The 21880-nt window shown below is 71.1% G+C and carries 17 protein-coding genes and 1 pseudogene; 10 read left to right on the forward strand and 8 right to left on the reverse strand.

Going from position 1 to position 21880, the window contains the following annotated elements; genetic code table 11:
• Positions 1–49: 49 nt before the first annotated feature.
• Complete coding sequence (locus OG975_RS38375) at positions 50–955, reverse strand: arylamine N-acetyltransferase (RefSeq protein ID WP_406334093.1); 906 nt, start codon at positions 953–955, stop codon at positions 50–52.
• A 274-nt stretch (positions 956–1229) separates the two neighbouring features.
• Here OG975_RS38375 and OG975_RS38380 point away from each other — a divergent pair, with 274 nt between their 5' ends.
• Positions 1230–1901: a response regulator gene (locus tag OG975_RS38380; protein ID WP_406334095.1), complete on the forward strand. Its 672-nt coding sequence runs from the start codon at positions 1230–1232 to the stop codon at positions 1899–1901.
• Between the two features lie 42 nt (positions 1902–1943).
• Complete coding sequence (locus OG975_RS38385) at positions 1944–3116, forward strand: cytochrome P450 (RefSeq protein ID WP_406334096.1); 1173 nt, start codon at positions 1944–1946, stop codon at positions 3114–3116.
• Positions 3117–3388: 272 nt separating this feature from the next.
• On the opposite strand, the gene OG975_RS38390 is transcribed toward OG975_RS38385, so the two are convergent.
• Positions 3389–4402, reverse strand: a complete 1014-nt coding sequence (locus tag OG975_RS38390; RefSeq protein WP_406334097.1) for a Gfo/Idh/MocA family oxidoreductase — start codon at positions 4400–4402, stop codon at positions 3389–3391.
• Between the two features lie 126 nt (positions 4403–4528).
• On the opposite strand from OG975_RS38390, the gene OG975_RS38395 reads away from it, so the two are divergent.
• The 7 genes from OG975_RS38395 (at position 4529) to OG975_RS38425 (ending at position 13261) form a co-directional block, all read left to right on the forward strand.
• The gene (locus OG975_RS38395) at positions 4529–5266 is read left to right on the forward strand and encodes a GntR family transcriptional regulator (RefSeq protein WP_330310340.1); all 738 of its coding nucleotides are present in this window, start codon (positions 4529–4531) and stop codon (positions 5264–5266) included.
• Positions 5267–5536: 270 nt separating this feature from the next.
• Positions 5537–6541 (forward strand): sugar ABC transporter substrate-binding protein, encoded by a 1005-nt coding sequence (locus OG975_RS38400; RefSeq protein WP_406334098.1) that lies wholly within the window; start codon positions 5537–5539, stop codon positions 6539–6541.
• Positions 6538–7605 carry an ABC transporter permease gene (locus OG975_RS38405; protein ID WP_406334099.1) on the forward strand — a complete coding sequence of 356 codons (1068 nt, stop codon included), beginning with the start codon at positions 6538–6540 and terminating at the stop codon, positions 7603–7605. Before OG975_RS38400 ends, OG975_RS38405 begins: the two co-directional genes overlap by 4 nt.
• Before the next feature lie 14 nt (positions 7606–7619).
• The gene (locus tag OG975_RS38410; RefSeq protein ID WP_330310341.1) at positions 7620–8420 is read left to right on the forward strand and encodes an ATP-binding cassette domain-containing protein; all 801 of its coding nucleotides are present in this window, start codon (positions 7620–7622) and stop codon (positions 8418–8420) included.
• 169 nt (positions 8421–8589) lie between these two features.
• Positions 8590–9732: an ROK family glucokinase gene (locus tag OG975_RS38415; RefSeq protein ID WP_406334101.1), complete on the forward strand. Its 1143-nt coding sequence runs from the start codon at positions 8590–8592 to the stop codon at positions 9730–9732.
• Entirely contained in the window at positions 9729–10310 is a 582-nt protein-coding gene (locus OG975_RS38420) for a sugar kinase (RefSeq protein WP_406334102.1), read from the forward strand. The genes OG975_RS38415 and OG975_RS38420 overlap by 4 nt, the downstream gene beginning before the upstream one ends.
• Positions 10311–10411: 101 nt before the next feature.
• Positions 10412–13261 carry a DEAD/DEAH box helicase gene (locus OG975_RS38425; RefSeq protein ID WP_406336664.1) on the forward strand — a complete coding sequence of 950 codons (2850 nt, stop codon included), beginning with the start codon at positions 10412–10414 and terminating at the stop codon, positions 13259–13261.
• Between the two features lie 1217 nt (positions 13262–14478).
• Here the strand turns inward: OG975_RS38425 and OG975_RS38430 are convergent.
• Positions 14479–14640 (reverse strand): hypothetical protein, encoded by a 162-nt coding sequence (locus OG975_RS38430; protein ID WP_406336800.1) that lies wholly within the window; start codon positions 14638–14640, stop codon positions 14479–14481.
• 45 nt (positions 14641–14685) lie between these two features.
• Between OG975_RS38430 and OG975_RS38435 the strand changes: the two are divergent.
• Positions 14686–15975 (forward strand): annotated as a pseudogene (locus OG975_RS38435) (SWIM zinc finger family protein); the annotation flags it as partial.
• A gap of 98 nt (positions 15976–16073) precedes the next feature.
• Here the strand turns inward: OG975_RS38435 and OG975_RS38440 are convergent.
• The 5 genes from OG975_RS38440 to OG975_RS38460 all read right to left on the reverse strand — a co-directional run bounded on the left by OG975_RS38440 (position 16074) and on the right by OG975_RS38460 (position 21730).
• Entirely contained in the window at positions 16074–17144 is a 1071-nt protein-coding gene (locus tag OG975_RS38440; protein ID WP_406334104.1) for a LacI family DNA-binding transcriptional regulator, read from the reverse strand.
• A 47-nt stretch (positions 17145–17191) separates the two neighbouring features.
• A complete protein-coding gene (locus tag OG975_RS38445) occupies positions 17192–18139 on the reverse strand; it encodes a carbohydrate ABC transporter permease (RefSeq protein ID WP_406334106.1) in 948 nt (315 codons plus the stop codon).
• Between the two features lie 11 nt (positions 18140–18150).
• A complete protein-coding gene (locus OG975_RS38450) occupies positions 18151–19059 on the reverse strand; it encodes a carbohydrate ABC transporter permease (RefSeq protein ID WP_406334108.1) in 909 nt (302 codons plus the stop codon).
• Positions 19060–19155: 96 nt separating this feature from the next.
• Positions 19156–20580 (reverse strand): N-acetylglucosamine/diacetylchitobiose ABC transporter substrate-binding protein, encoded by a 1425-nt coding sequence (gene ngcE, locus OG975_RS38455; RefSeq protein ID WP_406334110.1) that lies wholly within the window; start codon positions 20578–20580, stop codon positions 19156–19158.
• Between the two features lie 139 nt (positions 20581–20719).
• Positions 20720–21730, reverse strand: a complete 1011-nt coding sequence (locus OG975_RS38460) for a hydroxyacid dehydrogenase (RefSeq protein ID WP_406334111.1) — start codon at positions 21728–21730, stop codon at positions 20720–20722.
• Between the last annotated feature and the right edge of the window lie 150 nt (positions 21731–21880).

Here is a 21880-nt window from a genome sequence, read left to right on the forward strand (position 1 = left end):
TGCGTCTCTCTCCTCGATTGCCTCGATTGCCGGGCGGACCGCCCCGCGACTACTTGGCGGACTTCTGGGCGGACGTCCCGGCGGCGGGGTGCGCGGCGAAGCGCTCCCGCAGGAACTCCGCGTCCGCGGGCTGGATGGTGAGCTTGAAGGCGTCCCGCAGGGTCTCGACGATCTCGTCCGCGGTCAGCTCGGCGTGCTCCAGACGGCCGTCCGGGTACTGCGTGGTGAGCACCTGGTTCTTCAGGACGAGCCGGGTCTTGTCGTCGCCGCGCTGCGCGATCAGATGGCTGAGTCCGCCCGGCGGCATGAACACCGACCGCGGGTCCGCGTACGAGAAGTGGTTCACCATGTCGAAGTCGAGGAAGTAGTGCGGCTCCAACTGCCAGGCGTACACGTCGAACCAGCCGTCGGAGTGCAGGCTCTGCAGCACCCAGTCGTCCTCGTCGCGCTGCAGCCGCCAGGTCCACTCGCCCACGGTCACGGTGCCGTCGTGCCGGAACGGCAGGGGCTCCAGCGGGCTCTCGTCGCCGAAACCGGGGTCGGCGAACCAGAGTTCGCCCTCCACCTCGACCAGCAGCACGGCGTGGGAGCGGGTACGGACGGTCTGCGTACCACGGCGCACGCGCGCGAGGTGGCGCACCAGCGGGAATCCGAGCCGGTCGAGCGCCGCCGCGAACAGCAGGTTGCTCTCCAGGCAGCAGCCGCCCTGGCCGCGGCCCACGATCTTCTCCTGCACGCTCTCGATGTCGAGTGCGATACGCCGGCCCACGGCCGAGTCCACGATCTCCCAGCTGATGGCGTCGGCGTGCGCGCGGTGCAGCCGGCGCAGGGTCTCCAGGGTGGGGGTGCGGGGCCCGTCGTATCCGATACGGGCCAAGTAGGCGTCGAGATCGAGCAGTTCCGTCTGCCACTCCGAGTCGGAACCGGGCGGCAAGGGAAGGACGCTGCGAGCCATCGGGCAAACCTCTCTTCAAAGCATGGGAAGGCATCTGCGAGCTCACCGGGAGCTCTTGGACGCGTTGTCGGCCGACGACGCACTGGTGAGTGTGCGGCGGCCCGGAGGGGGCGGGGAGGACGGCCGGAGCAGTCCGTCAGATGGCCGGGAAGTCCGTCAGGTCGGCGGCGCGCGCGGGCCCGCGGTGAGCTGACCGGGGACGGCCGGTACGGGGGCGGGCGTCCTGATCGGGGGCTTCCTGTACGGGGGCCGACGACCTGGTTAGGTGGGTCCCATGACTGCGATCCGACTGCTCCTCGTCGACGACGATCCCCTGGTGAGAGCCGGCCTGTCCTTCATGATGGGCGGCGCCGACGACATCGAGATCGTCGGGGAGGCAGCCGACGGCAGCGAGGTGGAGGCGCTCGTCGACCGCACCCGGCCGGACGTCGTCCTCATGGACATCCGGATGCCGACGGTCGACGGACTCACCGCCACGGAGAGGCTGCGCGGCCGTCCGGAGGCCCCCCAGGTCGTGGTCCTGACCACCTTCCACGCCGACGACCAGGTGCTGCGGGCACTGCGCGCGGGAGCCGCCGGGTTCGTGCTGAAGGACACCCCGCCCGCGGAGATCCTGGCTGCGGTACGACGTGTCGCGGCCGGTGATCCCGTGCTGTCGCCCTCCGTCACCCGCCAGTTGATGGAGCACGCGGCCGGCGGCGCACCCGACACCCGCCGTACCACCGCCCGCGACCGCGTCGCCGCCCTCAACGACCGCGAACGCGAGGTCGCCGTCGCGGTGGGGCAGGGCAGATCTAACGCCGAGATCGCCGCCGAGCTGTTCATGAGCGTCGCCACCGTCAAGACCCACGTCTCCCGCATCCTCGCCAAGCTCGGCCTCAACAACCGTGTGCAGATCGCCCTGTTGACGTACGACGCCGGGCTTCTGGAGGAGGACGGGCACTGATCGGGGGCCGCACGCGTTGTTCGGGTCAACGGGAGGGAAACCATGATCGATCTGGGGGAGTACGGGGCGGGGTTCACGAGAGACCCGTATCCGGTGTACGCGGCGCTGCGCGAGCGAGGTCCCGTCCACTGGGTGCGGACACCGCCCCCGGGCGAGTACGAGGGCTGGCTCGTCGTCGGGTACGAGGAGGCGCGGGCCGCGCTCGCCGACCCGAGGCTGTCCAAGGACATCACCAAGAGGGGGCTGAACTCACTCGACGAGGAGCTGATGGGCCGGTATGTGCTGATCACCGACCCGCCCGAGCACACCCGGCTGCGCTCGCTCGTCGCGGGCGCGTTCACCATGCGACGCGTGGAGGCGCTGCGCCCGCGCGTCCAGCAGATCACCGACGAGCTGCTGGACGCGATGCTGCCGAAGGGCGGCGCCGACCTCGTGGACTCCTTCGCCTATCCGCTGCCCATGACGGTCATCTGCGAGCTCCTGGGCATCCCGGACATCGACCGGGTCGCCTTCCGCGCCCTGTCGAGCGAGATCGTGGCACCGTCCGGCGGAAACAGCGAACTCGCCGCCATGGAGCAACTAGCCACGTATCTGGACGAGTTGATCGAGGACAAGCGCTGCACGGCACCGGCCGACGACCTGCTCAGCGCCCTCATCCGCACCCGCGCGGAGGACGGCGACCGGCTCTCGGGCCACGAGCTGCGCGCGATGGCGTTCATCCTGCTGGTCGCGGGCCATGAGACGACGGTCAACCTGATCACCACCGGGGTGCACACCCTGCTCACCCACCCGGACCAACTCGTCGCGCTGCGCGCCGACATGACCCTCCTGGACGGCGCGGTGGAGGAAATGCTGCGCTTCGAGGGACCGGTCGAGACGGCGACGTACCGCTACGCGGCCGAGCCGATGGAGATCGGCGGGCAGTCCATCGCGGAGGGCGACCCTGTCATGATCGGCCTCGACGCGGCCAACCGCGACGCGGCGTACTGCCCTGACCCGCACCGCTTCGACATCCACCGCGCCCCACAGGGCCATCTCGCCTTCGGGCACGGTATCCACTACTGCCTGGGCGCCCCCTTGGCCCGCCTCGAAGCCCGTGTCGCGCTGCGCTCGCTGCTGGAGCGCTGCCCGGATCTCGCCCTCGACGGGCCGCCCGGCGACTGGCTGTCCGGCATGCTGATGCGCGGCCTCCGCCACCTGCAGCTCCGCTGGTAACCACGGGCTTCCTTCGCCCCCGCCGCCCCTACCCGTCCCATCCCTGGGGGCTGCGCCCCCAGACCCCCGCTAAAAGATTGCGCAGTTCCCCGCGCCCCGAAAACGGGGGGCGGGCGTGGGATCGCGGGGCGCAGCCCCGCGCCTTAGGGGCGCGGGGAACTGCGCGACCAGCCCCCACCCACCCGCACCCGACACACAACCCACGGGGTCGAAGGGGCGGAGCCCCTGGGGGATGGGACGGGTAGGGGCGGCGGGGGCGAGAGAGCGCAGGCTCAGGTCCGCGCGTCCGGGATCTCAGCGAGCCGCACCGGACGCCGCTCCCGCCGAGACACCACACAGGCCTCGGCGATACGCAACGCCTCCAGCGCCTCACGCCCGTCGCACGGATTGCCCCGCTCACCACGCACCACCTCGACGAACGCCGAGAGCTCAGCCTCGTACGCGGGCCCGAACCGCTCCAGGAACCCCATCCACGGCTTGTCGGCAGGCGGCGGCCCGGCCGGTTCGGTGGACGCGATCGGCGTCCGGTCGTCCAGGCCGACGGCGATCTGGTCCAGCTCCCCGGCGAGCTCCATCCGGACGTCATAACCGGCACCGTTCAGCCGAGTCGCCGTAGCCGTGGCCAGCGTCCCGTCGTCAAAGGTGAGAACAGCCGCGGCGGTGTCGATGTCACCCGCCTCGCGGAACATCGCGGGCCCGGCGTCCGACCCGGCCGCGTACACCTCGGTGACCTCGCGGCCGGTGACCCAGCGCAGTATGTCGAAGTCGTGGATCAGGCAGTCCCGGTAGAGCCCACCGGAGAGCGGGAGGTAGTCGGCCGGGGGCGGCGACTGGTCGGACGTCATCGCCCGGACGGTGTGCAGCCGCCCGAGCCGTCCCGACCGCACCGCCTCGCGCGCCGCCGTGTAGCCCGTGTCGAAGCGGCGCTGGAAGCCCAGCTGCAGTACCGTCCCGGCGGCGTCGACCTCGGCGAGCGCGGCCAGCGTGCCCGCCAGATCGAGGGCGATGGGCTTCTCGCAGAAGACCGGGAGCCCGGACCGTGCTGCCCGACCGATCAGTTCGGCGTGGGCCGAAGTCGCCGCGGTGATGACCACCGCGTCCACACCCCAGGTGAAGATCTCGTCCACGCTGGGCGCCGCCGTCGCGCCCAGCCGGTCCGCCAGCCGATGGGCCCGAGCGGTGTCCGCGTCGGTGACGATGAGGGAGCCGCCGACCTCACGGTGACGGCTGAGAGTGGCCGCGTGGAATGTACCGATACGACCCGCTCCGATAAGTCCGATGCGCATGGGAACAGTGTGGGCGAACCTGGCACCGTGTCAATGGTTTGTCCGGACAATCGAACTTCACAACTTCCCGTCAACATCTCCCGGGGCTACGCTCGGCCCGTGCCGAAACCAGACGTCGATCCGACCGTGTCGCTCCAGCTCAGCGTCGACCGCAGCAGTCCGGTCCCGCTCTACTTCCAGTTGTCCCAACAGCTGGAGGCCGCGATCGAGCACGGGACGCTGACCCCGGGCAGCCTCCTGGGCAACGAGATCGAGCTCGCCGGGCGGCTCGGGCTGTCCCGGCCCACGGTCCGCCAGGCCATCCAGTCCCTCGTCGACAAGGGCCTGCTCGTACGGCGCCGAGGCGTGGGCACCCAGGTCGTACACAGCCAGGTCAAGCGCCCGATGGAGCTCAGCAGCCTCTACGACGACCTGGAATCGGCGGGCCAGCGCCCGGCGACCCAGGTGGTCCTCAACACCGTCGTACCGGCGTCCGCCGAGGTCGCGGCCGCGCTGGGCGTGGCCGAGGGCAGCGACGTACACCGTGTCGAGCGGCTGCGCCTCTCCCACGGGGAGCCGATGGCGTACCTCTGCAACTATCTGCCCCCCGACCTGCTGGAGCTGGACAGCGACCAGATGGAGGCCACCGGGCTGTACCGGCTGATGCGCGCGGCGGGCATCACCCTGCACAGCGCCCGGCAGTCCGTCGGCGCCCGCGCGGCCAGCGCGGAGGAGGGCGAGCGGCTCGGCGAACCGGCCGGTGCACCGCTGCTCACCATGCAGCGCACGACCTTCGACGACACGGGCCGGGCCGTCGAGTTCGGCACCCACATCTACCGGGCCTCGCGCTACTCCTTCGAGTTTCAGCTCCTCGTACGTCCGTAACCCCTTTTCGTACGCCCGTGCCTGACTGACCCGCGCCCCGCGCGGGCCTCGCCGTGCCACCGAGGTCCGCCGTCGTCACCGAGAGGGACGTGCCGCCGGGGGGAGAAGTCCACCGCGCGCGGGACCCGCTGGTGGGGTGCATGATCCCGGTGATTGATACTTGGGCGTTTGGGCCGGTGTCGACACCGGCCCACGAGGGCCTACGGAACGGCCCTCCGGCCGGCCCGCAGGGCCCGGCGCACCAAGGAGCAGCAAGAAGGGCACGGCCTCGTGGCACGCACTCGAACCTGGGTAAGCATCGCGCTCGCAGGGGCGCTGGGGGTGTCCCTCGCGGGATGCAGCAGCACCGGCGGGAAGCGGGCCGAGGACGCCCGCAAGGCGGCGGCAGCCCAGGGCAAGGCCGCGGTGAACACGCCCAGGTGGACGTTCGCGATGATCACCCACTCGGGCGACGGCGACACCTTCTGGGACATCGTGCAGAACGGCGCCAAGCAGGCCGCCGTCAAGGACAACATCAACTTCCTGTACTCGCACAACGCCGAGGCACAGCAGCAGGCGCAGCTCGTGGACGCCGCGGTCGACAAGCAGGTCGACGGCATCATCGTCACGCTCGCCAAGCCCGACGCCATGAAGGCGGCCGTCGCGCGCGCCGTGAAGGCCGGCATCCCGGTGATCACGGTGAACTCGGGCTCCGAGGAGTCCAAGGCGTTCGGCGCGCTCACCCACATCGGCCAGGACGAGACGATCGCCGGCGAGGCCGTCGGTGAGGAGCTGAACAAGCGCGGCCGGAAGAAGACCGTGTGCGTCCTGCACGAGCAGGGCAACGTCGGTCACGAGCAGCGCTGCGCGGGCATCAAGAAGACCTTCCACGGCACTGTGGAGAACCTCTACGTCCAGGGCACCAGCATGCCCGACGTGCAGTCCTCCATCGGCGCGAAGCTGCAGGCCGACAAGTCCATCGACTCGGTCGTCACGCTCGGCGCCCCCTTCGCCGACACCGCGGTCAAGGCCAAGCAGGACGCGGGCAGCAAGGCCGAGATCGACACCTTCGACCTGAACGAGAAGGTGGCCGCGGAGCTCAAGAACGGCACGCTCGGCTTCGCCGTCGACCAGCAGCCGTACCTCCAGGGGTACGAGGCCGTGGACCTGCTCTGGCTGTACAAGTACAACGCCGATGCCCTCGGCGGCGGCAAGCCGGTCCTCACCGGTCCGCAGATCATCACCAAGGACCAGGCCGCCGCGCTGGAGGACTACGCCAAGCGGGGGACCCGATGAGCACCACGGCACCCGCACCCGCCCCCGCGCCGTCGCCGGACACCAAGGCCGACGAGCGGCTCCTGAAGACCTCGCCGCTGCGCAAGCTGATGAGCCGCCCCGAGCTCGGCTCCGTGGTCGGCGCGATCGCCGTCTTCGTCTTCTTCGCGCTCTTCGCCGACAGCTTCGTACGGGGCGCGAGCCTGAGCACGGTGCTCTACGCCTCGTCGACCATCGGCATCATGGCCGTCCCGGTCGCGCTGCTGATGATCGGCGGAGAGTTCGACCTCTCCGCGGGCGTCATGGTGACCAGCTCCGCGCTGATCTCCTCGATGTTCAGCTACCAGATGACCGCGAACGTCTGGGTCGGTGTCTTCGTCTCGCTGCTGGTCACCCTGTCGATCGGCGTCTTCAACGGCGTCATGCTGACCCGCACCGACCCGCCGAGCTTCATCATCACTCTCGGCACGTTTCTGATGCTGACCGGCATGAACCTCGGCTTCACCAAGCTGATCAGCGGCACGGTCTCCACGAAGTCGATCTCCGACATGGAGGGCTTCTCCTCCGCCAAGGACGTCTTCGCCTCGACGATCACCATCGGCGGCGTCGACTTCAAGATCACCATTTTGTGGTGGCTGGCCCTGGTCGTCGTCGCCACCTGGATCCTGCTGCGCACCCGCGTCGGCAACTGGATCTACGCCGTCGGCGGCGGCGAGGAAGCGGCCCGCGCGGTCGGCGTCCCGGTCGACAAGACCAAGATCGGCCTCTACATGGGCGTCTCCTTCGGCGCCTGGATCTCCGGCCAGCACCTGCTGTTCTCGTTCGACGTCGTGCAGTCCGGCGAGGGCGTCGGCAACGAGCTGATCTACATCATCGCGGCCGTCATCGGCGGCTGTCTGATCACCGGCGGCTACGGCTCCGCGGTCGGCGCGGCGGTCGGCGCGCTGATCTTCGGCATGGTGAGCAAGGGCATCGTGTTCGCCGAGTGGAACCCGGACTGGTTCAAGTTCTTCCTGGGAGTGATGCTGCTCCTGGCGACCCTGCTCAACCACTGGGTTCGCAAGCGCGCGGAGGCGACGAAGTGACCACGGACGCGGACATGACCACCGACTCGGCCGCCACGGACCGTACGGCGCTCGTCGAGCTCGACGACGTCAGCAAGTACTACGGCAACATCCGCGCCCTCGAAGGCGTCTCGCTGGAGGTCCACGCGGGGGAGATCTCCTGCGTGCTCGGCGACAACGGCGCGGGCAAGTCCACCCTCATCAAGATCATCGCGGGGCGGCACCAGCACGACGCGGGCACGCTGCGCATCGAGGGCGAGGAGACCCGGCTGTCCTCCCCGCGCGAAGCCCTGGACCGCGGAATCGCCACGGTCTACCAGGACCTCGCCGTCGTCCCGCTGATGCCGGTCTGGCGCAACTTCTTCCTCGGCTCCGAGCCGACGAAGGGCGTCGCCCCCTTCAAGCGCATGGACATCGACCTCATGCGCAGGACCACCCATGCCGAGCTGCTGCGCATGGGCATCGACCTGCGCGACGTCGACCAGCCCATCGGCACCCTCTCCGGCGGCGAGCGCCAGTGCGTGGCGATCGCCCGCGCCGTCCACTTCGGCGCCAAGGTCCTCGTCCTCGACGAGCCCACCGCGGCCCTCGGCGTGAAGCAGTCCGGTGTGGTCCTCAAATATGTGGCCGCCGCACGGGACGCCGGCCTGGGTGTTGTGTTGATCACCCACAACCCGCACCACGCGTACCTGGTGGGTGACCGTTTCGTGCTCCTGAAGAGGGGCGAAATGTTCAGCAGCAACGCGCGTGAGGACATCACCCTCGACGAGCTGACCCGCCAGATGGCGGGCGGCAGCGAGCTGGAGGACCTGCGACACGAGCTGGAACGTACGTGACGCGGGGCGCTCCGTAACTGGAGCGCCCCGTAGGGGCGCGGGGAACTGCGCGACCAGCCACAACGGACTCGCAGCTCACAGACGACCCGCAGCTTTCGGAGCCAGCCCCAAGCGCAGCGAAGGGGCTCCGCCGTGCACCCCGTGGGCAGCGTGCGGCAGAATCGGCTCGATGAGCACCTACCGCGACCTCGCACACCGCGGCTCCGCGCGGGCCACCGTCCTGCGGACCGTCGGGACGCGCGAGCGCCGTTCCCACCTGACGGCGCCCCGCGTCCCCACCGTCGGCATCGACATCGGCGGTACGAAGGTGATGGCGGGCGTCGTGGACGCCGACGGCAACATCCTGGAGAAGGTCCGCGCCGAGACGCCGGACAAGTCCAAGAGCCCCAAGGTCGTCGAGGACACCATCGTCGAGCTGGTCCTGGACCTCTCCGACCGGCACGACGTGCACGCGGTCGGCATCGGCGCCGCCGGCTGGGTCGACGCGGAGCGCAGCCGCATCCTGTTCGCCCCCCACCTCTCGTGGCGCAACGAGCCCCTGCGCGATCGCCTCGCGGGGCGGCTCGCCGTCCCCGTCCTGGTCGACAACGACGCCAACGCCGCGGCCTGGGCCGAGTGGCGCTTCGGCGCCGGCCGCGGCGAGGACCACCTCGTCATGATCACGCTCGGCACCGGTATCGGCGGCGCGATCCTGGAGGACGGCCAGGTCAAGCGCGGCAAGTTCGGTGTCGCCGGCGAGTTCGGCCATATGCAGGTCGTGCCCGGCGGCCACCGCTGCCCGTGCGGCAACCGCGGCTGCTGGGAGCAGTACAGCTCCGGTAACGCGCTGGTCCGCGAGGCCCGCGAGCTCGCCGCCGCGGACTCCCCGGTGGCGTACGGGATCATCGAGCACGTCAAGGGCAACATCGCCGACATCACCGGCCCGATGATCACCGAGCTGGCCCGCGAGGGCGACGCCATGTGCATCGAGCTGCTCCAGGACATCGGCCAGTGGCTCGGCGTCGGCATCGCGAACCTGGCCGCCGCCCTGGACCCCTCCTGCTTCGTCATCGGCGGCGGCGTCAGTGCCGCCGACGACCTGCTGATCGGCCCCGCGCGGGACGCGTTCCGCAGGCACCTCACGGGCCGCGGCTACCGCCCCGAGGCCCGGATCGCCCGCGCCCAGCTCGGCCCCGAGGCCGGCATGGTCGGCGCCGCTGACCTCGCCCGCCTCGTCGCCCGCCGCTTCCGCCGCGCCAATCGCCGCCGGGTGGAGCGATACGAGCGCTACGAGCGGTACGTGGAGTCGCGCCGCACCCCGGAGTCGCTGTGACGGCCTCGCTGCCACGCCAGGCGTCGCCGCCGGACGAGCCGCAGCGGCCGCCGGAGGACCCGCGCCGCAAGTTCCGCCGCCGTGCCCTCACACTGCTGATCATCGTGCTGCTCATCGGCGTACCCGCCGGCTATCTGGTGATCTCCGCCAACCAGAGCCGCAACAGCGGCAAGCAGAAGGAGGAGAAGTACTCCGCGACCGGCCTCACCGAGGGCTGGCCGTCGCGCGTCCAGCGCCGCCTCTACCAGGTGCCCATTCCGGGGAAGTCCACGGACGCCGCCTACTACGAGACGAACAACTGGAAGACCAGCCGCCTGTACGTGCAGTTCGGCACCACCAACGCGGGCCTGGACAAGTTCCTGGCCGACGTCGGCACCAGCCGTGACGCCCTGCAGAAGGGCGACATCACCATCAGCGCCCGCGACCAGAAGGTCGTCGGCTGGGAGTTCACCGGCGCCGGCCCCTGGTGGGGGCTCATCCACAAGCAGAAGGACCCGGCGCCCACCCAGGACATCGTCGTGAACTGGTCCCAGCCCCAGCACCCCATGGTCTACGTGGTCTCGCGCACGATTCCCTGACCCGGCCCCGGCCCCGCGGGGTCGCCGAGGCCGATTGTCAGACCCCGCCCGTAGAGTCGAAGACAACTGATTCGACTGAGGGGCGGGAGGTGACCGGACGTATGGGGGACGGCGTGTATTCGGCGGGCGCGGCGGTTGCCGAGGACGAGCCGGTGGGGGCCGACACGGCGGTGTCCGTGCGCCTCGCCGCCGTCTTCCTGCCCGCGCCGCTTCCCCGCGAGGGACGGGTCGCGTTCTGGGATCCGGACGGCGACCGGCTCCCACCGGGCAAGCGGACCGAACTGACGGTCGTACGGCCGCACGGCCCCGGAGTCCGCAGAGGTACCGTCCCCGCGCTCACCCTGCCGGTCGCCGAGGCCCTGCCACTGCTGGCCGGGGCACGCCGGGACCCCGCCGCGCATCCCGCCACGGCCTGCTGGGGCGCGGCCGCGCTGCACGCGCTGCGGCTCGTCGCACGCGGGCGACTGCTGCCGGGGCTCACGGCCGACGGGCTCGACGCCTGGCGCGCGGGCCCGCTGGACCAGGACGACATCGCCCACCTCAGGGCCGTGGCCGCGGCCCTTCCGTACGAGGGACACGCCGTCCCGCTGCCCGGCAAGGGCCCGCTCCGGCTGCCCGAGCCGGAAGCGCTGATGCGGTCCTTCCTGGACGCGGTCGCCGACACACTGCCGCGCACCCCGGCCGCGCCGTACACCTCGGGGAAACCCTTCGCGGCGAGCGAGCCGCAGCGGCTGCCCGGTGCCCACGACTGGGCCGCCGAGGTCGCCGCGGGCATGGACGCGGGCGTACGGATCTCACTCCGCCTGGACCTGTCCGCCTACCAGCTCTTCGACGACGGCGAGGGAGCGCGGCGGGCGGGCGCGGCCGTCGTCCAGGTGCACAGCCTCGCCGACCCCACCCTCGTCGTGGACGCGACGGCCCTGTGGGCGGGGGAGGCCGACGCGGTCTTCGGTCCCCGCGCGCGCGTCGACGCGGCCCTCGCCGTCCGCCGCGCGGCCCGCGTCTGGCCGCCCCTGGACCGGCTGTCCGAGCAGGACGTGCCGGACGTACTCGCCCTCTCCGAGGAGGAGCTGTCCGACCTGCTCGGGATCGCGGCGACCCGGCTCGGCGCGGCCGGGGTCGCCGTGCACTGGCCCCGGGACCTCGCCCACGACCTGAGCGCGGCGGCGGTGGTGCGCCCCGCGCCCGGGTCGGCCACGGACGGCACCGGGTTCTTCGAGAGCGAGGAACTGCTCCAGTTCCGCTGGCAGTTGGCCCTCGGCGGTGACCCGCTCAGCGAGGCCGAGATGGACACCCTGGCCGAGGCCCACCGCCCGGTCGTCCGGCTGCGCGACCAATGGGTGCTCGTCGACCCGGCCCTCGTCCGCAAGGCCCGCAAGCGCGAGCTGGGACTGCTCGACCCGGTCGACGCGCTGTCCGTCGCGCTCACCGGCACCGCGGAGATCGACGGCGAGACGGTCGAGGCGGTACCGGTCGGCGCGCTGGCCGCACTGCGCGACCGTCTGACGGCGGGCGTGGCTCCCGTGGAACCGCCCCCAGGCCTTGAGGCCAAGCTCCGGGACTACCAACTCCGCGGCCTCGCCTGGCTCGACCTCATGACCTCCCTCGGCCTCGGCGGCTGCCTCGCCGACGACATGGGGCTCGGCAAGACTATCACGGTCATCGCCCTGCATCTGCGCCGGGCCCGCAGCGAGCCCACCCTGGTCGTCTGCCCGGCATCGCTGCTGGGCAACTGGCAGCGGGAGATCACCCGTTTCGCGCCCGGCGTCCCCGTCCGCCGCTTCCACGGCCCCGACCGCACCCTGGAAGACCTCGACGGCGGCTTCGTGCTCACCACGTACGGGACGATGCGGTCGGCCGCGTCACGGCTCGCCCAGCAGACGTGGGGCATGCTCGTCGCGGACGAGGCACAGCACGTCAAGAACCCCTACTCGGCGACGGCGAAGGCCCTGCGGACGATTCCGTCCCCCGCGCGCGTGGCGCTCACCGGCACCCCCGTGGAGAACAACCTCTCCGAACTCTGGGCCCTGCTCGACTGGACGACCCCCGGCCTGCTCGGCCCCCTCAAGTCCTTCCGCGCCCGGCACGCGCGCGCCGTGGAGAACGGCGAGGACGAGGAGGCGGTGGCCCGCCTGGCCCGGCTGATCCGCCCGTTCCTGCTCCGCCGCAAGAAGTCCGACCCCGGAATCGTCCCCGAGCTCCCGCCCAAGACGGAGACGGACCACCCGGTCCCCCTGACCCGCGAACAGGCCTCCCTCTACGAGGCGGTGGTCCGCGAGTCCATGCTGGCCATCGAGACCGCCGGAGGCATCGCGCGCCGCGGCCTGGTCCTGAAGCTCCTCACCTCCCTCAAGCAGATCTGCAACCACCCGGCGCTGTATCTGAAGGAGGACGCCCGAGCCGCCGCCCACGGTCCCACCGCCCGCTCCGGCAAACTGGCCCTGCTCGACGAGCTGTTGGACACACTGCTGGCCGAGGACGGTTCGGCTCTGGTTTTCACACAGTACGTAGGGATGGCCCGGCTGATCACGTCCCACCTCGCCGCCCGCGCCGTCCCCGTGGAGCTGCTGCACGGCGGCACACCGGTCGCCGACCGCGAACACATGGTGGACCGTTTCCAGAGCGGGGCGACCCCGGTCCTGGTGCTGTCCCTCAAGGCCGCCGGCACCGGTCTGAACCTCACCCGCGCCGGCCATGTCGTCCACTTCGACCGCTGGTGGAACCCCGCCGTCGAGGAACAGGCCACCGACCGCGCCTACCGCATCGGCCAGACCCAGCCCGTCCAGGTCCACCGCCTCATCACCGAGGGCACGGTCGAGGACCGCATCGCCGAGATGCTCGAAGCGAAGCGCGCGCTCGCCGACGCGATCCTCGGCTCCGGCGAGGCGTCCCTGACAGAACTGACCGACCGTGAGCTGTCGGACCTGGTGTCCCTTCGGAGGTCGGCGTGAACGGTTCCGAGGGTGAGGACACCGAGCGGGCCGAGGACAGCGGCCAGGCTGAGGACGGCGGCCAAGCTGAGGACAGCGGCAGGGTTGAGGACAGCGGCCACGCTGAGGGAAGCGGCCAGGCTGAGGACTGGGGCCGGGCTGAGGTAAGCGGCCGGGTTGAAGGCAGCGAGGGGGCCGGGGACAGTGAGCGGCCACGCCCCGAGGCCGGGGCGCGACCGGCCGACGTGGCCCGGCGGGCTCTGCGGGCGGCGCGGGAGCGCGAGGGTCGGGAGGCCGAGTCGGCTGACGACCAGCCGGATTCGCCTCCAGCGCGGGGCGCCGCCGGTGCGCCGTCCCCAAGGGCGTTCTCCCCGGGAGCACGGCCGGGCGACGTGGCGCGTGAGGCCTTGCGGCGGGCGACCGGGGCGGGGAGAGCGTTGGGTGCCGGTGCCGGTGCCGGTGCCGGTGCCGGTGCCGGTGCGGGCGTAAGTGCGGGTGCGGATTCCGGTGTGGGTGCGGGTGTGGGTGTCGGCGCTTCTCCGGTCTCCGACGAGGCTGTGGCACCCGATTCGGTGGGACCCGCTGCCGGGGCGGAGACCACTCCGGTGGGTCGTTCCGCTGAGCGGGCCTCAGTTGGGGCGCGTCCGGGTGACATCGCGCGTGAGGCGTTGCGTGCCGCGCGGGATGAGGCGAGGCGGGTGCGGACGGAAGGGACGGACGCCGTATCCGAAGGGGCAACGGGCGCCGGAACCAAGGGAGTCGAAGCCAGGCGCAGGCCCGCCGAGCCGGCGCCGACCGCTTCCCGGACTCGGCGGAACCCTCGGGGCCAGGAGCGGGGAACCAGGGCCCGGGACCTGCGGGAGCTGCTCGCCGGTGCCTTCCAGTTGCCCGGCGACGCGGAATCGGGCGGCGCGCCTGCCGCCGGACACTCGGCGCGCGCCGACGACGCGGTGAGCGGGCACCCGGCAGGGCTCGCGAGCGAGCCGGGTGAGGCGACCTCGGACTCGCGCTCTGTGCGGCGTGGGGGCGCGGGCGAGGCGACCTCGGACACGGCTCCAGTGCGGCGTGGGGGCGCGGGCGAGGCGACCTCGGACTCGCACTCCCGGGGGCTCGGGGGCGCGGGTGAGGCGGCCTCGGGTTCGCATCCCGCGGGGCCCCAGGACTCGCGCGAGGTGACCTCGGATCCGTCCCCCGCACAGTCCGGCGCCCTGGGCGAGGTGACCTCGGATCCATATCCCTCACAGCCCGGTGCCGTGCGCGAGGTGACTGCGGACCTGCCGTTCGTGCAGCCCGGTGAGGAAGGCGACGCGTCCCGCCGCCCTGCGCCCGCGCCATCCGGGCCGGCGCGTGAGGCGCACCCCGGCCAACTTCCCGTACCCCTTGGAACGGACCGGGCACATCTCGGTACACCCCTGGCGAGCCCCGGGTCAGAGCCCCGGATCGCGCCCCCAGCGGGCCGCCTCCCTCGGTCCATGGCATCCCCCGGACGTGACGGGGAGTTGCGCCGTACGTTCCCCGCCTTCCCCGCGCGGGTGTCGGACGCCGACGCCTTCGCGGAGACGTGGTGGGGGAACGCATGGGTGACGGCCTTGGAGGAGGGGGCGTTGGACGCGGCGCGGCTGGCGCGCGGGCGGGCGTACGCCGGGCACGGGTACGTCGACGCCATCACGGTCACCCCGGGGCTGGTGCTCGCGTATGTGCACGGGAGCCGGCCGCGGCCGTATCGCGTGCAGGTCAGCGTGCGCACGTTGTCCGACGGCGACTGGGACCGTTTCCTGGACGCGGCCGCCGAGCGGCCGGGGCACATCGCCGCGCTGCTCGACAAGGAGATGCCCAAGTCGCTCGCGGAGTGCGGGGTCGCGCTGCTCCCCGGCCCCGGCGAGCTCGAACCGCACTGCAGCTGCCCCGACTTCGGCCACCCCTGCAAGCACGCGGCCGCCCTCTGCTACCAGATGGCACGTCTGCTGGACGAAGACCCCTTCGTGCTGCTCCTGTTGCGCGGCCGCGGTGAACGCGAGCTGCTGGACGCGCTGTCCCGCCGCAACGCCGCCCGCGCGGCCCGCGCCGCCCAGGAGCAGGAACCGGCGCCCCTCCCCGGCGTTCGGGCTCGCGATGCCGTCGCCCGGCGGACGCTGCCACCCCTCCCGGCGCCGTTGCCGCCGCCCGCGCATCCCGAGCAGCCGACGACCTACCCGGGCGCGCCGGGCGGCCCGGACCCGTTCGCGCTGGACCAGTTGGCCACGGACGCGGCTGTCCGCGCGCATGCGCTGCTCACCGCCGGCCGCGATCCGGTCGCCGAGCTGACGCTCTGGCAGGACGCGGTGCGCCTGGCCGCCGCCCGACCGGGTTCCGGCCTCACCGCCGCCACTCGCGCGCTGTACTCCTCGCTGGCCTCGGCGACCGGGCGTACCCCGGCCGACCTGGCGCGGGCGGTCGCCGCGTGGCGGCAGGGCGGATTCGAGGCGCTCAGCGTCCTCGAAGACCCCTGGGATCCACCGGCGGGCCGTTTCGACCGGGCCCGCCCGCTCCTCCTCGCCGCCGACCTCCCCGCCTTCCGTCCCTGGCGCAACCAGCTCACCCACCCCCGGGGCCACGCCCAACTCCGCCTCGGCCACAACGGCCTCTGGTACGCCTACGAGTCCGAACCGGGCCACGACGACTGGTGGCCCCGAGGCACCCCCGACCTCGACCCGGTCGGCGCCCTCACCGGCCTCGGCGCCCCCGGCGACCTCTGACAAGCCGAAGCGAGCCGTCCGAGCCGGCTCCGCTGGTGCACCGGCACCGGCACCGGCACCGACCGGCGGCCGGCGACTCCAGGGACGTACATGCCTGCCTATGGTCTCGCGCGGGCCGAGCGCACGCTCTGGCGCATGACGAGGTGCGTGCCCAGCATGATGTCCTGGTCGCTGTACATCGGATCGTCGCGGTGCAGGGCCATCCGCACCGCGGTGCGGCCCAGTTCGTCGAAGGGAACGTGCACCGAGTTCAGCGGCGGGTACAGGTCGGCGCAGATCGGCTCGTCGTTGTAGCCGATGAGCGACAGGTCGTCCGGAAGGGACAGACCTCCCTCACGGGCGGCGGCCATGGCGCCGGCCGCGAGATAGTCGTCGAAACAGAAGGCCGCGGTGTATGGCAGGCGTCCGGCGGCCAGATGGGAGCGCACGGTCGTGTAGCCGAAGGTCCGGTCGGTTCCTCCGAGGTGGAGGAGTCCCGGGTCGGGAGTGATGCCGTGGTCCTCGTGCGCGCGGCGGTAGCCGGCGACGCGCAGGTCGGTCGTGGTGTGGTGGGGCGTGCCGCCGAGGAGGGCGATGCTCCGGTGGCCAAGGGACAGCAGGTGGCTGACGGCCGCGTGGGCGCCGCCCTCGTGGTCGTAGTTCACGACCGTGATCGGCAGGTCGGGCTCCGGGGCGGGGCGACCGCAGAGCACCAGCCTGGAGCCGCTGGCGTCGAGGACCCGGGCGAAGCGGGCGATGCGCTCGGCGTAGTGGGGGGTCACGACCGTCCCGCCGATGAGCACGACCGCCTCGGTGTTGTGCTGGCGCAGCGTCTCCAGCAGCGCGATCTCCCGGTCCGGGTTGCTTCTGGTGGAACAGACGACGCAGAGCCGGTCCTCGTTGATGGCCTGCTGTTCGATGCCGCTGGCCACCCGGTTGTGGAACTGCCAGGACAGCGCCGGAAGCAGGATCGCCACGGTGCGCGAGTGCGGGGCAGACAGAGCACGCGCCTGGGCGTTGACCACGTAGTCCAGGTCTTTGATGGCCCGCTGGATGCGTGCCTGCGCCGCGGAGGACACCGGGCGGCTGCCGGTCAGCACCCGGGAGACGGTCGCTGGGGAGACTCCTGCTCTTGCGGCGACGTCGCGGATGGTCGCGGCTCTCGGAGGCCCGTCCTGGGGGTCGTGCATGCGTGAAGTATACGGTTGCCTGTCTGTTTCCTCCGGGGACGACGGGCTCACTTGAGCATCCCCACGGTCAGACCGGCCTGGATGCGTCGCTGGAGTACGAGATAGAGGCCGATCACGGGGACCGCCGCGATGACGAGTCCGGCGAACAGGGCACTCCAGTCCGCCTCGTAGCCCTGCTGGCTGGCCAGGTTCGCCAGGCCCTGCGACAGCACGTACTTGTCGCGGTCGGAGTTGAGCGCGACCGGCAGCAGGTACTGGTTCCACATGCCGAGGAAGTTGAAGATGCCGACCGACAGCAGGCCCGGCTTGGCCATGGGCAGCATGATCCGGAAGAAGATGGCCTCCTGCGACGCGCCGTCGATGAGGGCGGCCTCGGCCACCGCCGTGGGCAGTGTGCGGAAGAAGCTGGTCAGGAAGAAGACGGTGAACGGCAGCGCGTACGCCGTGTAGACGAGGATCATGCCGTGGTAGCTGCCGAGCAGGCCGAGGTTCTTGACGACGAAGAAGAGCGGGACCAGGGCCAGTACGACGGGAAACGCCATTCCGGCGACGAACGCGAAGTAGATGAGCCGGCATCCGGGGAAGGTGAACCGGGCCAGCACGTAGGCGACCATGGAGCCCAGGATCATCGTGAGGACCAGCGAACCGAACACGACGATCAGGGTGTTGACGAAGTAGTCCCCGATGCTCGCCCTGGACCAGGCGCGGGCGAAGTTGTCGGCGTGCCAGGTGCTGGGCAGCTGCCAGGGATTGCCGAACAGCTCCCGATTGTCCTTGAACGCGCTGATCAGGGCCCAGAGCAGGGGCACGGTGGCCAGCAGGGCCCAGAAGACGAGCAGGGCGTGGGTGGCTCCGGTGGCCGCGTGAGCGCCAACGCGCTTGATGCGCCGCTGAGTTGGCCGTGTGGCGGGCTCCGGGACCCGATCGTGCTCTTGGTGCGCGGCGGGGCGCGGCAGGCTCGTGGCCGTGTGCGTGGGATAAGACGAAGTCTTCATGGTGGTGGGCCTCAGAACTCGATCGTGTTCTTGCCGCGGGAGCCGCGGAAGGTGAACGCCGTCAGCAGCAGGCTGAGCAGGCACAGCATCACGCCGATCGCCGTGGCGTAGCCGAACTTGCCGTTCCCGAACGCGGACAGGTACAGGTACTGGGAGAGCACCAGGGTGGAGTTGTCCGGGCCGCCGGTGGGCGTGAGAACCATGAACAGCGCGAACGCGTCGAGCGCGTGGATGCCCAGGTAGATCCAGGCGACCTGGACGGTCTCCCGCAGCAGCGGCAGGGTGATGCGGGTCAGCGTCTGGAAGCGTCCGGCACCGTCCAGGTCGGCGGCCTCGAAGATGTCCTTCGGGATGGACTGCATCGCGGCGCTGAACAGCACGACGTAGAAACCGACACCGGCCCAGACCATCACCGCGATCAGCGACCACAGGGCGACGGCCGGGTCGCCGAGCCAGGTGTGGGCCAGTCCGCCCAGCCCGATCGCGTCCAGTCCGCCGTTGAGCAGCCCGATCTGCGGGTTGTAGATGAACTGCCACAGGATCGCCGTGATCACCACGGGGAGGATGTGCGGAAGGAAGTAGACCCGGCGGTAGAGGGCCGAGCCCCGGACTCCCGCCACCTTGCCGCCCGAGCCGCCCACGTTGAGCATGGCGGCGAAGAACAGCCCCAGCACGATCGTGACCAGCGGAACCACCAGCAGGAGCAGCCCGTTGTGGCCCAGGGCCCGCCAGAAGACCGGGTCCTGGAAGAGGCGTTGGAAGTTGTCGAGCCCGACGAAGGGCTTGTCGGCGGTGAACCCGGACCAGCTGGTCAGCGAGATCGAGAACGCCTGTGCGTAGGGGGAGACCACCAGCACCCCGTACAAGGTGAGCGGCACCACCAGGAAGAGAAGGACGATGCGGGTTTTTCCGTGGTTCACGATCGACTCCGGGAAAGGGGAAGGCAGGGTCCGCCGCCCCGGTGGGTCGGGAGCGGCGGATCCTCTGTTGCTGCGGCGTGAACGGCCGGACAGGCCTTAGATCTTGAACTTCGTGATGGAGGAGTCGGCGGCGACGGCGTCTGCCTTGGCCTGCATCTTGGCGAGGAACTCACTCGCGTCGATGCGCCCGGCGAGCAGGTTGGCGATCTCGGACTTCAGCGTGGTGAGCAGGTCGGCGTACCAGGTGGTGAACCGGAAGGCGAACAGGTCGTCCCCGGCCGCGGTGACGGCCTTCAGCACCGAGCCGAGCGCGGTGGAACCGAAGTCCTTGTCGCCGGTGGCCCCCTTGACGACGGTGAGGGCATGGGTCGTTTCGGTGAAGTTGGACGCGGCCTTCTTGGAGAGCATGGTCCGCAGGAACTCCTTGCCGCCGCGGACGTTCTTGGCCTTGGCCGGGACGACGTAGATCTCCCCGGCGGTGGCGTGCAGCGCGCTCTGCGGCAGGGCACCGTCCGCCGAGAGCGGGGGGACCGGGCCGAAGACCATGTCGAACCCGTCCGGGGTGATCGCCTTCATCTCGTTCTCGATGAACGAACCGGAGTGGTACAGCGCGGCCTTGCCCTGGACCCACGCGGTCTGCGCCTGGGTGTGGTCCAGGCCCTCGCTGCCCTTGAGGAAGTACCCGGACGAGGCCAGCCCCGCGATCGCCGCGGCGGCGGCCTTGACCGGTGCGGCGTGCCACGCGTCGGCTTCCAGGTTGTCGATCGCCTTGATCACGTCGACGCCGCCCTGCTTGGCCGCGAGTGCCATGAGCGGGCTGAAGAAGTAGTCGGGCGCCGTCGTGCCGCCGTACGCGAACGGGGCGATGCCCGCCTTCTTGATCTTGGCGGCCAGCTCGGTCAGGCCGTCCCAGGTGGTCGGCCAGGTCCAGCCGTGCTTGTCGAACAGCGTCTGGGAGTACCAGAAGCCGTTGACGGTGAAGACGTACGGAAGGCCCATCACCTTGCCGTCGAACGTGGCCGCGTCCAGCGCGCCCGGCAGGATCGTGTCCGCGACGGTGGTGTCCTGGTCGTCGGCCGAGGGGGCCTTCAACAGGTCGGCCAGCTCGGCCAGTTGGCCGTCGGCGACGAGCGTGCCCATCGCGATCTTCTTGGCGCCGCTGTTGTCGATGACGTCCGGCGGATTGCCGGCGACGAACCGCGGCTGAAGCTCGGTCTGGACCTCGGTGATGCCGGAGTGGCTGATCTTCGCCTTCGGGTACTTCTTGGCGTACAGCTTCTCGTCGAACTTGGCGTAGTCGTCGCTGTAACCGCCCTTGAAGACGACGACGTCCAGCGCGGCGCTCTCGTCGATGCCGAACGGGTTGGTGGCGCTGGCCTTGCCCTTGGCCGAGCCGGCGTCGGTGTCACCGTCGGCGGAGGCACAGGCGGCCAGCAGGCCGGAGCCGGACACGGCGAAGGCGGCGACCGCCGTGGCCCTCAGCAGAGATCGTCTGGAGAACTTCGGGGGCTGGGTGTTCACGGGTGCTCCTTTGTGCGGCGGGGTTCGCTGTGCGAAGGGGGGCGGGTAGGGGAGGGCCTGCTCAGGCGCGAGGCCAAGGGGCTGTACGGGAGGACCCGCTCGGGCGAGCAGGGCCGGAGGCGGTACGGGGAGGACTTGCTCAGGCGAGCTGCGCCAACTGGTCGGCGCGGATGCGCCCGTGCAGGGGCTCGTCGGCGGTGAGGCGTTCGATCTCGGTGACGGCGAACTCGCCGAGCCGGCGTATCTCGGTGCCCATCGCCCCGGCCACATGGGGCGTGACCGTGACGTTGGGCAGGGACAGCAGCGGGTGTCCGGCGGGCAGCGGCTCGGGGTCGGTGACGTCCAGGACGGCGTCGATCCGGCCGTCCGCGCAGTGCCGTAGCAGCGCCTCGGTGTCGATCAGTTGTCCGCGGGCGGTGTTGATCAGGACGGCACCGTCGCGCAGCAGGGCGAGCCGGCGGTCGTCGAGCAGGTGGTGGGTCTCGGGCAGGGCCGGGGCGTGCAGGCTGACGATGTCGCTGCGGCGCAGCAGGTCGTCCAGGTCGACCAGCTCCACCTGTGCGGCCGGATGCAGTCCGGCCGCCCCGTGCGCGTCCAGGGTCGGGTCGCTGACCAGCAGTTGGAAGCCGTGCGGGGCGAGCAGCTCCAGGACGAGACGTCCGGTGCGGGAGGCGCCGACGATCCCGACGACGCGTTCATGGTTGCCGGTGTCGCCGGCGAGCCTGTTCTTGTACTGGCCGCGTGTGTAGTCGCGGGCCAGCCGGAACGCGCGCTTGCCGGCGAGCAGGATCGCGCCGACGGTGTACTGCGCGACGGGGAGGGCGTTGGCGGAGGCCGCCGAGGAAACGAGGATCCCTCGCTGCCAGACCTCGGGGGTGAGGTGGTGTTTCACCGATCCCGCGGCGTGCACGATCGCGCGCAGCCGGGGTGCCGCGTCGAGGACGGCGTCGTCGACGAGCGGGCAGCCCCAGCCGGTGAGCAGCACGTCCGCGTCCGCCAGGTTCCGGCGGGCGGCCGGGTCCGTGAAGTCGACGATGACATCGGGCTGGACCTGCGCGTTCTTGTCGAGCCGAGCGATGAGCTCTTCGGTGAGGGCGAGGGCGGCGACCTCTGGCTGCATCGCGATCGCGACGGTCATGCGACGGCTCACCGATTCACTGCTCCTTGGGGTTTGGGTGATGGTTGCTTCATTGCGTGCAACCGGTTTCATGCGAGGTGGCCGTCAAGCTATTGAGCGTGGATGCGTTCCGTCAAGGGCTTCTTGGCAGAAATGAACTCTTGCTGATGGGAAAGCTGTGAG

The organism is Streptomyces sp. NBC_00203 (genome assembly GCF_045206325.1).
Taxonomy (GTDB): Bacteria; Actinomycetota; Actinomycetes; order Streptomycetales; family Streptomycetaceae; genus Streptomyces; species Streptomyces lutosisoli.